The following is an 11,982-nucleotide window of genomic DNA, read 5'->3' as shown; positions in this document are numbered from 1 at the left end:
GGGGGCGGGGGGCCCCCCCCCCCCCGCCCCGGCGGTCGTAACCCCAACCCCCCCCCCTCGACACCCCCCACCCCCAAACTCCCCGCCGGCCCCGGCCCCGCCCCCCGCCCCCCCCCCGACTCATGACCTGGGCGGCGGCGAACGACTTCGCGTCAAAGAACGCAAACGACGTGGGCGGCCAAGTCCCGGCAGAACACCGAGCGCTGGGTAGACGACCTCGCAATGTGGACCGGCGAGTGGGCGTGTCACCGGACCGACGGCCACCAGTCAGCCCGTGAGCCACAGCGCGGGGGCACCCTGTCGTGAGGTGGGCGCCGGCAACGGTAAAACTCCTCAGCCAGCTACAGAGGTTGAAACGCCAGGGTTCGGGCTGTCTCGACGGTCAGGCCGCGTTTCATCCAGCGCCAGACGCATTCGGTGGGGTTGAGGTCCGGCGCGTAGGCGGGTAACCAGATCACGGTCAGCCACGGTCGGGCGGCTATCAGGGCGTGCATGCGGTGGCTGACGTGGGTGTTCAGGTTGTCCCAGATCTGCACTACCGGTGCCTGCAGGCGTTGGTGGGCCTGATCGAGGACCACCCTGGTGAACGCGCTCGGCGACATCAGCGCCGTGCTCCGCGACGCCGGGGAAGACGTGTGGGTCGTGCCGGGCGATGAGGCGTTGCATGCGCTGACGGTCCTTGACGCCTTTGCCGTGGACTGGATTTGCCGGACGTGCTCGGTTAACCGGGCCTCGGCCCTGACTGCTGCCGGGCCGGTCAGCTTGTGCTGACCGTGGTCGACGACGATGTCGACCAACTTGTCGCTGCGGGCCATGGCCGGCTGGGCTTGCACCTCCGCCCGAAATCCCGACTCGGGGGTTCCGCTAGCCCTCTGTCGGCGTACGGGTTGGTGTCCCTAACCGGGTACGGATCAACGGTTGGGGACGATCTGTTGATCGAGTGTGCTGAGGAAACCGGAGAACGCCCTATCTGTTCGGGTGCTGTCGGCAGTGGCATCGAGGTCCATGAGAAGACCGCGAATGACCGCGAGGACGAGGGTAGCGAGCTCTGGCCGATCGATGCTGCTCAAGCCTTTTTCGAGCGGCCCGAGCCAGTTAGTCGTCGCCATCCGGCGAAAATCGGGCAATAGTTGCTGCGCGGCGCTTTCCCGCCACTGCCCGAACATTCCCAAGTAAGGCTGCCCTTCGGGACCGGTTATGAACCTCCAGGCGTTCGCCAGCGTGGCGGTGTAGGGCTGATCGGGTCGTACGCGCAGCAGGTCACCGAAAGTGGCGAGCTGGCGTTGCCGCGCGTGCTCAAGAACGGCGCGCAGGAGAACGTCGCGGGTGCCGAAATGATAGATCAGCATGCGGGTGGAGGTGCCTGCGGCGGAGGCCAGTGGTTCGAGCCTGTCGGGCAGGCCGTGCTCGAGCGCGTAGTCGGTGCACGCGTCGAGCAGCCGCTTCTTGATCTCGGGTTGAGGTCGCCGTCCCACCGGCACACTTTTTCACGTAACTGTCGATACGTCTACTGTTGGTGGGACGGCAGTCATAGTGAACGCGGAGGTGGCGATGAGGGTCGTATTCGTGCACGGGGCGTGCGTGCGGGACGGCTGGTGGTGGTGGCACCGCATGACCGGATTGCTGGAGGAGCGGGGGATGGCGAGCGTGGCCCCGGCGCTCCCGAGTTGCGGAGAGGCCGGCGCGCCGGGAGGCGCCGGTGGCCCGGGGTTGACCGAAGACGTCGGCGCCGTGCGGCAGGTGCTGCAGGACAGCGACGAGCCGACCATCGTGGTCGCTCACAGCTATGGCGGCATCGTGACGGCGGCGGCGGCCGCGGACGTTGGAACGGTGCGCCACCTGCTGCTGATCTCCAGCTACCTGCCTGAGGTTGGGCAGAGCTTGTCAGACTTCGGCGACGGCACCCCCGCACCATTCCTCGACATCGACACCAACGCCGGGACGTTCGGAGTCCGCCCCGAGCTGCTTGTGGGCACATTCCTGCAGGACTGCGACGATGACGCCCAGTCCCAGGCGGCTGATCATCTCGCCCGTCAGAGCGTGCAGGTGATCGGGGAGCCGGTCGGGGCTGCCGCATGGAAGGACGTGCCCTCGACGTACCTCGTGTGCACCCGAGACGCAGGCACCCCGGTCCGATTGCAGCGCGAGTTCGCTCGCCGGGCCGGCCATGTCGTCGAGCTCGACGCGGGCCACCACCCGTTCCTGTCTCAGCCCTTCGCAGTCCGCGACCTGCTGCTGAGACTGTGAGCCGCACATTGAAGAGTGAACTGTTCGACGCGATCGTCGACGACGCTCTGCGACGCGGTCGACAAGGGCCCGCCGAACTGGTCCGCGTGGCCAAGGAACAAGGGTTGTCCTTGACCGGTCCGGATGGGCTGCTCAAGCAGTTGACCAAGACGGTCCTGGAAACCGCGTTGAACGAGGAGATGACCGAGCACCTCGGCTATGAGAAGCACGACCAGGCAGGCGCCGGGTCGGGCAACATTCGCAACGGCAGCCGGTCGAAGACGGTGCTGACCGACAGCACAGGCCCGGTGCAGATCGATGTGCCACGCGACCGGGTTGGCACCTTCGAGCCCCAGATCGTCAGGAAGCGGCAGCGCCGGTTGTCGGGGGCGGGCGGTCAAGGCCCGCGGCCACTTCCCGAACGAGCTGGCCGCGTTGAAGTGTCTGTATCTGGTGACCCGGTCCCTGGACCCCACCGGAGCAGGCAGAACCCGATGGACGATGCGCTGGAAACGCCATCCCGATCGGCGGATAGCAAACCGATCCGCCTGTGGGCCCGGACTGTCAGCCCCAGCTAGGACGTGAGCGGGAAGAACTCGTGAGGCAGGCAGGCCCCGAGCTGGCTGCCGCCCCGGGAGAGGAAGATCTCGATGTGTACGTGCGAGTTGACCGCGTTGCCGGTGGAGCCGGTGAGCCCGAGCTGGTCGCCGACACTGACCTGAGTGCCGGAGCGCACGGCGATGTCATACATGTGGGAGTAGTAGACCCGTACTGTCAGGTCGTCGGGCGTGCTGCCGCGGTAGGTGTGGCCCACCGACACCGAGGCCGCGCGCCGGTGGTCGTCGGCGCCGGCCGAGCGCAGCCACAGCAGCAGTTGCCAGATCCGGTTGACCAACCTGCGCCGTTCGGTGTCGTACGCGGAGCTGCTGTCGCTGGAGAGTAACTCCCGTACCGAGGTGAGCAGCTCGCCCACCGTGATGCGGGGGGTGACGATGCGACCCAACCCGAACGCGCCCGAGTCGGCGTGCAGCCGATCCCGGCGGAACAGTACCGTCCCCACCGGCAGGCCACGGGCACGCACCACACCGGCTTCCAGGTCCCGGACGATCCCCGCGCGCAGCGCGTCGAAGGCTGCGGCGTTGTCGATCGGGGTGAGATTGCGGGCGACCAATCCGGTAAGTAGCCGGGACACCTCGCTGCCACTGGACGAACGGGTGAGCACTTCGGCCGGGGCGATCTCGTCGTCGCCGTGCGCGCGCAGCAGCGCCCCCAGCTCCGTCTCCTGCGATCCCTGCCGGCCGAGCAGGCCGTACGCGATCTTGCCGAAGATGTCCTGGATGTCGTCGGACGCGCGCGCCTCGACCACCGCGCTTCCCCCCGCCAGGCGGTACGCCGCCGCATCGTCCGGGGTGGCGCGGAACCGCTCGGGAAGCTGGAACTCCTGCGGGGCGGAGAGCAGTAGCGGCAGGCCGGCGTGGCAGTTCCAGTCGACGGCGTTGTCGCCGTGGCCGGGGTAGCTCAGCCACTGCACCTGGCCGGTGGTGTGTGCGGAGATCCCGATGTCGCGGCGCCGCTCCGCCGACGAGCTGACCTTCAGGAACGAGTCCATGAACAGTTCCAGCCCGAGGTTGTGACTGTTCTTCAGCAGCCGCTCCAGCAGCAGCTCGTACCGCTGCCAGCGGCCGGTCTCGTCGGCGACCGACAGCCGATGGCTCGTCAACGACGTGAGTTCCTGGTCCATGCGCTGCAGCAGGGCGTCGCGTTCCTGGCGGGCCTCGCCGTCCCGGATTCCGCGGCGTTCGGCGTCCTGGTACGCGGCGATCCGGCTCATCGTCGCGCCGCTGAGCGTCCGGCGGAGGCTGGCGATCTCGCGGCTCGTCGTCGCGAGCTCCTGCTGTTGCTCCTGAATCTGGGGCCAGAGCACCCGCAGCTGGGCCCTGCTAGCGGATCGGGTCTCGCGGGTCTCCGCGGAGGAACCGGCTTGTCGGCGCAGCCGCTCCCGTTCCGCCCGGTCGGCGCTCAGCACTGCCTCCAGGTCGGTCCGGCGGCGGGTCAACACCCGCAGCCGCCGGTACGCCTCCAGGTCGGCCGGCATCGGTGGTGCCACCCCGGCCAACTGCGCCACCAGTTGTCGCCGCTGCCAGTCGGCCCGCCGGCCGGCGAGCATGGTGAGTTGCCGTTCCACCAGCGCCTGGTGGGTGTGCGGCACATGGACGGTGGCGTCGACGAGGGCGCGGATTTGGGTGCTGAGCCGGTTGCGGCCCAGCCGTACCGCCCTGGTCAGGTCGCGAAACATGGCTGGCTCCGAGTCGCGGCGGCCCAACCGTTCGACGGTGATCACCACGCTGAGTGCGATCGTCCGCTCATACCAGGCGAGCAGCGCGTGCAGCCGGGTCTGGGCGGCACCCCACGCCGGTCCGTGCAGCAGCGACAGCAGCACCGCGAGCACCATGTCGTGCGGCGCGTCGGCTGGTACGGCAACGTCCAGCTCGCTTCGGTACGCGTCCGTCGCGGTGACGACGGCGCTCACCGTACGCCGCACCTCGTCGCGGGCCGTGGGGTCCAGTAGCGCACGCACCGTAGGTGAGCTGGCGCGCCCCAGCGTGGCGGTGCCGCCGTCGGCGAGCACCGCCGCCAACGCCTGCCGCAGCGGAGACGACTCGCTCCCGCCGTCGGCACCACCACCGTCGGGCGGGTCACCGCCGCCGTCCTCACCCGCCGGGGGCAGGGTGATGCGGTACGACGGGATCACCTCACCGGTCAGTGACGCCGATGAGCCCGCCGCGTCCGGATCGAACCAGCCGGCGGCGATGCCGTCGGCCAGCAGCAGTTCCAGGAACCGTCCGAAGTCCTCGTTACCGTCCATGCTGGAGCCGAGCCGCCGGCCCCGTCACCGGGGGTCCGATTCGTCCGGCCGCCAGGTGCCGTCGTCATGCTTGGCCCAGCTTGGTAGCCCGCCTTCCGGGCGCAGTCGGACCAGTCGGGTCGGCACACGTACGCGCCAGGGCGCCCCCTCCGGCACCTCGTCGCCCGGGGCGCCGGTACGTTCCTGGATCTCCTTGACGATCGGCAGGTACTCGGGGTCGGTGATCTCCGGTGGCGGTCCGCCCTGCCACACCTGTCCGGTACGCATGAAGTGCTCCACCGATGTCTCGAACCCCTCCCGAACCGGCAGCAGCACCCGGGCGGCACCAGAGCGTACGAACTCGGCGAACTCCGGGTCGCTGTTGTCGTACCGCACCCGGTCGAGCCAGGTGCTCTTCCGGCCCCAGAAGTACGGGTAGAACAGGAAACTCATCAGCTGCCACTCGAAGGCGTGTTCGAAGAACCGGATGTAGTTGCCCTGCTCCTCGACCACCGTCACGTCCACCTGCGGCACCCCCATCGCGCCGGTCTCCACCGCGCCGAAGGCGTCGAAGTGCTGGTGCGTCAGCACCGAGATGCACGCCTTCTTCAGCTCGGTGAGCTCCAACGCCCGGTTGGCCCCCGGGTTGCGGCCGTCGATGACCACCCCGTGGTTGGCCGCGGCACGGGCCGTCGCCTCGTCGAACCGCGCCTGCTGCTCCAGGTACGCCTGCTTGATCTCGGCGTGGGTACGGATCTGCCAGTCCAGCATCGCCCGCTCCGTGCGCCGGCAGACCACCTCGATGCTGACCGCGAACAGCGGTGTGTCGTTGGCGACCATCGTGATCGGGATCGTGCCTTCCTCCAGGTCGAGGTTCGTCGACCGCAGACCGGAGTGCGACTCGTACAGGAACACCTTGCGCCCGACCGAGATGTAGATCTGGGATCCGGAGAAGCCCGCGGTGACGTGGGCCTGCACCGCGTTGTACCCCTCGGGGATGGGCAGGTCCTGGCGCTGCGACATGTCGCCCGCCTCACCGCCGCCTCCGCCCGAGGAGAACGTCACCGAGCGGGTCTCCTCGAACCGCGGCGGCGGCTGAACGCCGGTGGCGTGGTACTTGTTCGCCCAGTAGAGGTAGTCGGCTTCGGTGAGCTGGCTGGCGTCGAGTGGGAACGGCTCCGGTCGCGGTCGCCCCACTTCCCGGGTGGCGTCCTCCTCCAGCGCACCGGTGAGGAACATCGCCGGCTCCGGAATCACGAAGTCGTACATGGTGCGACCGCCATAGCGGAACAGTTGGGCTTCGTACCACTTGTCCACCCACTGATAGACACCGACCACGTGGCCGTCCCCGTCGACGTTGTCGACGCTGTGGTCGTTGATCTCCTCCACCTCGCGGGTCACCCGCAGCGTCTCCTGGGTACGGATTCGCTCGGCGAGCCTGGTCACCGACTTGTCGACCACCTCACGGGCGTACTCGCTGGCCTTCTTCCGGGAGCTCTCGCGGGCGTTGGTGTACGCCGCCCGTGCGTTCGCCTCGATCAGCACGGCGGGGCTGACCTGGGCGCGGATCCGCAGCCCGCCCTCGACCTCCGCCTCCTCCTTGAGCACCTCGGACGCCTCGTGGCTGAGCTCGAAGCGCTCGGTGGTCTCCAGGTCGCGCTCCTCCTCCCGCTCGATCTCGCGCTCGGTCACGAAGATCTCCTCGGTGACCTCGCGACGCCGGTGGGTGCGCTGCTTGTTCTCACCCCGCAGCACGTTCTCGATGTGGGCGACCTCGCCAGGCTCGTAGCCGGTGAGCTGTTGCCGCACCACCAGCAACTCACCCTCCCCGATCGGCCGTACCGTGCCGTGCGTGGTCGGCAGCGGCTGCCGGTCGCCTCCGGGGAACCGCCACAGGAACGCACCACCGAGCCCGTACGAGCCGGCACGGAACATGTCGGCCAGCGCCAGTACGGTGTTCCCCGCCGTGGGGCGCAGGTCGCGTACCAACCCGGCCTTCTCCGTGTCCAGCCGAGCCACCACCTGGCTCACCGAGTCCCGCGACAGGTCCAGCCCCAGTTGACCGAGGTAACGGCGACTGGCTTCGCTGATCACCTTGACGCCGGCGTCGGAGAGCCCGAGGCGGGGGCGGTCCTGGGTGCCCGCGATGCTGATGCCAGTGCCCTTCGCGGCAGCTTTCGGCGTGGGTCGGCCGTCGTCGAGCCGTGCGCCGCCCGGCTCCTGCGGGTCGCCGTCCTGGGTGCGGAAGAACCGGGGAGCGATAGTGGTCAGCTCTCGCACGACGCTGTCGATGAGCTGCCCCTGCCGCCCGACCTGCTGCAGGTCCGCAAGCGGCGGCACCGCACGTGCCGGAGGGGCGGTGGCGTTCGGCCGCTGTGGCGCCAGCTTCAGCCCGGAGAGCACCGGCAGCACCAGTGGCATGTCGAGGATCGGCAGGGTGGCCGCCGCCCGGTCGGCGCCGTTGCGGTCCTCTACCCAGGCTTCGACGAAGCGCACCGTGCGTAGCAACCCGACCAGCTCCGCCATCGCACCCGGATCGCTGGTGGACAGCAGCTTCAGCGCCAGCGCGCTGTCGGCCAACTGTTCCTTGCGTTCCCGCCACGTCGTAGCGCCGACCTGCTCGGCGTAGCCGTCACCGAGCATGTCGCGTACGGTCTGCTCCACCTGCTCCTCGGTAGGGTCCCGCAGCTCCGTCAGCCTGGTACGCAGCTCGCGCAGCTTCGGCCCGCCGGCTACCCGCTCGGCGTCGTCGACGAACCGGCTACTGGCGACGAACGCCTTCGCGCGCTCCATGACCTCGCTGCGTGACTCGTCGCCGGTGACGCTGCCCAACTCCTGCTGCAGCGGTGTGTTCGACACCGATACCGCATCGGTCTGGGGATCCGCCGCTTCGGCGTTGCGCACCAATAACATCCGAAAGACCTGTTCCATGCGGCTGGCTCCCCACCGAGCGACGTCCATGATCGATAACGGTCCGACAACATGAGATATCCACGCCGGCGCCGGCGGAAGGCCTTGGTCGGCATTCGGTCAGCGGCGGATGAGCAATCTCACGGGATGACCCTGCGGCGGATCACCTTGGCCAGGCGCCGCACGCTACCTCCTCCCACCGTTCCCGGAGTCGGGAGAGGCACGCGGGTGACTCACCTCCCGCGTACGTCAGTCAGGGCGCTCCCGTCGCCACACGACTCCCGGCCGACGACGCTCAAGCTTCCGTCGGTCTCCAGGACGATGGCAGCAAGACGGCTCAGGTCGCCGTGTCCCTGGCTGCGCGCCGCCTGCCGTACTTCACTGTCCGAGATGCGCATCCGCCGCAGTACGTCGTGTCGCAGGACGCCGTCGCGCAGGAGCATCGTGGGTGCCGACTTGAGCAGCCGCTGCGACGGTGGCCAGCGCACGGCCAGGAACGCGGCCCCGTACTGGAGCACCACCAGCAGCGACAGAGCCAGCAGACCCTCGACAAGCGAGACGCTGCGGGAGAGCAGGATCGTCGCCAGGGTCGAGCCCAGCGCGACGGTGACCACCAGGTCGAAGGCGTTCAGCTTCGACAGGGTCCGTTTGCCGGAGACGCGCAGGAGCGCCACCAAGGCCGGATAGGTCAGTATCGCGATCAGCGTGAGACGGAGCAGATCCGAGGGGTCGTTGAGCCACATGGGACTGGTCATACCCCGCCCAGCGCGGTGTCCGCACCGTTCGGCCATCGGTGTTGGCTGCGGGCGGAGACATCGTAAGACCCGGCCGACCTCAGGCGCGGGCGCAGGCCCGCAGGGCGAATCAGCGGCGCCCGCGCCGGCCGGTCATCGCGGTAACCCGGCACCTGATCTCAGGACGGCGACCACGGCATCGTGGGCTGCAGCACGGCCTCTTGCAGTGCGACCGTGCGTAGCCGGGTCACCTGCTGGTAGGCCGGGTCGGCGACCATCGCGCAGAACGCCTGCCGGCTGGGGTACCGGACCAGCAGGACGGCGTCCCAGGCCTGACCGTCCTCGGCCACCAGCGCCCGACCGCCCGCACCGGCGTAGATCACCTCGCCGCCGTAGCGGGCTAGGAACGTGTCCCGCAGTTCGGCGGCGTAGGCCGCATAGGATTTTCGGCCTCCGTCGGCGAACCGCAGCAGGTTGAGCATGACCACGGGCGCCTGCGGGTCCTCCTCCAGGAAGTCTCGCAGGTCGCTGCCGCTGGGATCGATCGCCATCGTGCCTCCTCACCTCGGCTGGCGGGAAGCCTAGTGCGAAGGTGAGGGCTGGTCACTGCCCTGCTCGGTCGCTGGCGTGCCGGCGGTGCTCGACGTGCTGGGTGAGGCACCGGGTCGAGGGCTGGTGGTGGGCCCGCCGCCGGCCGGTGGTGACGCCGAACCGGTGCTCGGTGAGGGGTCGGTACTGGGCGAGGGGTCGGTGCTCGGCGACGACGGTGTGCTGGTGACATCTGGCTGCGCCGTCGTCGAGGGGGTGGCCGGCGACGGTTCGGGTCCGGTGTCGGCGAAGGCGTGTCGCTGCCCTCCGGAACCGTGGGCGACTCGGAGGCGGCGGACGAACGCGGGGCGGTCACCACGTTGGTCGGGCGCCGTCCCGGTGCCGCCGTCCTGGCACCGGGAGCGGACGGCGCACCGGGCGCGACGACGGGTGACGCGATGTGGCTGACCACGCGATCGCACGGAAGGCCGTTCACGGAGAAGCCGGCCGGCGCCTTCAGGTTGTCGCCCTCGGTGGTGCCCCGCAGCGCCGCCGCGAGGGTGGCACCGGGTGCCAACTGCGTGGCCGGCGTGAAGGTCACGCTTCGGCGGTCCTGATCCCAGGGTGTGTCGTCGGTGACGAGGCGCTGCCCGGGGGGCAGCGCGAATGCCAGTGACCAGTCGCGCAGCCACTGCCCCCCGGTGTTGGTGACGGTCAGATCGGCCCGAAAGGTGCCGTCCGGCAGGTGGTAGGCGATATACCGGGTGGCGCAGTCTCCGGCCTGGGCATCGGCGACACCGCCGGCACCGGCAGCTGGGACGTCGCTACCCGCGACATCGTCTACGGCCTTGCGGCCCGGCAGTTGACCGACGAGGACGGCGGCGAGCAGAACCGCCGGCACACCGACGGCAACCCCGGCACGAACCCTGCGGTGACCCGCGCGGTCGGGCGTCCTGACAGGTACGGGCGGCTTCCGTCCGATGCCGGCCGGGGCACTCGAACCGGCGATGAGCTGACGGGTCGATCCGGCGGTTGCCGGCAGGTCGGCCACCGGGTCCGCCGGCCGCAGCGCCACGTCCGTACCGCCCACGGTGCGGAGCACGGCCGCCACCTCGGCAGCCGCCGGCCGGCGCTCCACGTCCGTGGCCAGGCAACGGCGCACCAGATCGGCCACGCCGGGCGGCATCTCCGGAATGGACGGAACCTCGTCGCCGTCCCGACCGTGCCGCAGGTCGTTGGCGCTTCGCCCGCTGACGCACTCGACCAACACCAGACCCAGGGCGAAGACGTCACCGGCCGGCGCCGCCGTGGCACCGGCAGCCTGTTCCGGGGCCAGGTATGCCGGTGTCCCCCAGATCAGCCCCGCCGAGTCGGCGGGGTTCTGGCCAACCCCCGCAGCGACGCCCAGGTCGACAACCTTGACCCCGCGGGAACCGAGCATCACGTTGCCGGGTTTGACGTCGCGGTGGACGAGGCCGTGGGCGTGCGCGGCGGCGAGGGCGTCCGCCACGGCGGCACCGGTCCGCGCGGCTTCGCGCCACGCCATCGGTCCCGAGCGCTGCAGGCGGCCGGCCAGCGTCTCGCCATCGACGAACTCCATGACGAGGAAGGGGACCCGCCTGCGGCGCTGCCGCTGCTCGCCGTAGTCGAAGACGCCGGCGATGTGCGGGTGGTCCAACCTCGCCGCGGCGAGCGCCTCAGCACGCAACCGCTCGCGCGCCGCCGGGTCGTCGAGCAGCTCCGAAGAGAGCATCTTCACCGCGACCGTACGCTGTAGCCGCAGGTCGAACCCGCGCCAGACCACCGCCATGCCACCCTGGCCGACCGGTTCGTCGAGCCGGTAGCGCTGCTGCAGGAGTCGCATCTACCCCCGTCTCTCCAGTCGTAGCACGACATCGACGCGAATTCCCGACGGTGAATTCCGTTGCGTCCGTCCGGGCCGCGTTGATGTTCCCTCGACGCTCGGCCCTACCCGACCTGATCTGGACCAAAACCCTGCTCAACACGTCTTTTCAGAAGCGCCGGGGATTGTCATACGACCGTCACGGTTCCGTGGTCGTACCGCCACATCCCAGGGAACTTGTTGGATACGAGGCAGGACAGGCAGGGAGGCGGAACCGCGGATGAACAGATGGCGTGACCGGACACATCAGGCGCTGGCCGCTCTCGCGCCGGTGGTCCTCCTGGCCGTGGGATGCAGCCACCCGACTGCGGCTCCAGCACCCCGCCCCGATCCCGAGCCGGCGACCCGGCCGGGCACGGTCGCCCGAGCCGCGGTGGGTGATCGTCTCACCGTGACCGCCGCCGTCGAGCAGGTCATCACCGACAACGCGTTCATCGTCCGCGACGCGGATCTGACCGACGGGACCCTGCTCGTGCTGTCAACAGGCCCCTCCGCGCCCGCTCCGCCGCAGTTGGTCACCGTGGTGGGCACCGTGGTCCCCTTCTCCCACCGCGACCTTGCCAACCGTTACCACCTTGGACCTGCGGGACCGTACCGGACCTTCGAAGGCGGCCGGGCGCTCGCCGCACAGGAGGTGACGATCTGGGGACGCCGGCGCGGCTGATGCAGAGGTGTCAATAACAGCATGGTCGTGTCGATCCAGGATCGACACGAAGGGGTCGTTCTCGATCGACTCAGGAGGCGTTGGAGGTCATCCGGCTGCTCTGGCAGGGCGGCCGACCGCCTCCGCGCGCTCGCCTGATCCGAGCCCGACACCGTCCAGGTGCTGTCCCGAG

General features: G+C 69.6%; 9 protein-coding genes and 2 pseudogenes. 4 read left to right on the top strand and 7 right to left on the bottom strand.

Annotated elements, in window-relative coordinates:
• Positions 1-341: 341 nt before the first annotated feature.
• The gene (locus ABZ794_RS01435; RefSeq protein WP_357513703.1) at positions 342-815 is read right to left on the bottom strand and encodes a transposase; all 474 of its coding nucleotides are present in this window, start codon (positions 813-815) and stop codon (positions 342-344) included.
• Between the two features lie 96 nt (positions 816-911).
• Positions 912-1,475, bottom strand: coding sequence for a TetR/AcrR family transcriptional regulator (locus ABZ794_RS01430; RefSeq protein WP_210785961.1), 564 nt, complete (start codon positions 1,473-1,475; stop codon positions 912-914).
• A gap of 76 nt (positions 1,476-1,551) precedes the next feature.
• Between ABZ794_RS01430 and ABZ794_RS01425 the strand changes: the two genes are divergently transcribed.
• Both ABZ794_RS01425 and ABZ794_RS01420 read left to right on the top strand, forming a co-directional pair.
• On the top strand, positions 1,552-2,247 hold the full coding sequence (locus tag ABZ794_RS01425) for an alpha/beta hydrolase (protein ID WP_210785981.1): 696 nt from the start codon (positions 1,552-1,554) through the stop codon (positions 2,245-2,247).
• Between the two features lie 77 nt (positions 2,248-2,324).
• Positions 2,325-2,615: pseudogene (locus ABZ794_RS01420) on the top strand (transposase); the annotation flags it as partial.
• Positions 2,616-2,800: 185 nt separating this feature from the next.
• Here ABZ794_RS01420 and ABZ794_RS01415 read toward each other — a convergent pair.
• The 4 genes from ABZ794_RS01415 to ABZ794_RS01400 all read right to left on the bottom strand — a co-directional run bounded on the left by ABZ794_RS01415 (position 2,801) and on the right by ABZ794_RS01400 (position 9,266).
• Entirely contained in the window at positions 2,801-5,092 is a 2,292-nt protein-coding gene (locus tag ABZ794_RS01415; protein ID WP_357513701.1) for a peptidoglycan DD-metalloendopeptidase family protein, read from the bottom strand.
• 24 nt (positions 5,093-5,116) lie between these two features.
• Positions 5,117-7,930 (bottom strand): hypothetical protein, encoded by a 2,814-nt coding sequence (locus tag ABZ794_RS01410; protein ID WP_357513699.1) that lies wholly within the window; start codon positions 7,928-7,930, stop codon positions 5,117-5,119.
• A 284-nt stretch (positions 7,931-8,214) separates the two neighbouring features.
• Positions 8,215-8,724, bottom strand: coding sequence for a YetF domain-containing protein (locus ABZ794_RS01405; RefSeq protein ID WP_210785982.1), 510 nt, complete (start codon positions 8,722-8,724; stop codon positions 8,215-8,217).
• 170 nt (positions 8,725-8,894) lie between these two features.
• Positions 8,895-9,266, bottom strand: a complete 372-nt coding sequence (locus ABZ794_RS01400) for a DUF1330 domain-containing protein (RefSeq protein ID WP_210785964.1) — start codon at positions 9,264-9,266, stop codon at positions 8,895-8,897.
• Positions 9,267-9,342: 76 nt separating this feature from the next.
• Here ABZ794_RS01400 and ABZ794_RS01395 point away from each other — a divergent pair, with 76 nt between their 5' ends.
• The gene (locus tag ABZ794_RS01395; protein WP_357514217.1) at positions 9,343-9,711 is read left to right on the top strand and encodes a hypothetical protein; all 369 of its coding nucleotides are present in this window, start codon (positions 9,343-9,345) and stop codon (positions 9,709-9,711) included.
• 22 nt (positions 9,712-9,733) lie between these two features.
• On the opposite strand, the pseudogene ABZ794_RS01390 reads toward ABZ794_RS01395, so the two are convergent.
• Positions 9,734-11,053 (bottom strand): annotated as a pseudogene (locus tag ABZ794_RS01390) (protein kinase); the annotation flags it as partial.
• A 313-nt stretch (positions 11,054-11,366) separates the two neighbouring features.
• Between ABZ794_RS01390 and ABZ794_RS01385 the strand changes: the two are divergent.
• Positions 11,367-11,810, top strand: coding sequence for a hypothetical protein (locus ABZ794_RS01385; RefSeq protein ID WP_210785966.1), 444 nt, complete (start codon positions 11,367-11,369; stop codon positions 11,808-11,810).
• Positions 11,811-11,982 lie beyond the last annotated feature (172 nt).

Source organism: Micromonospora sp. NPDC047187 (assembly GCF_040643355.1).
Taxonomy (GTDB): domain Bacteria; phylum Actinomycetota; class Actinomycetes; order Mycobacteriales; family Micromonosporaceae; genus Micromonospora; species Micromonospora salmantinae.
This window is presented reverse-complemented; position numbering and strand designations above follow the sequence as displayed.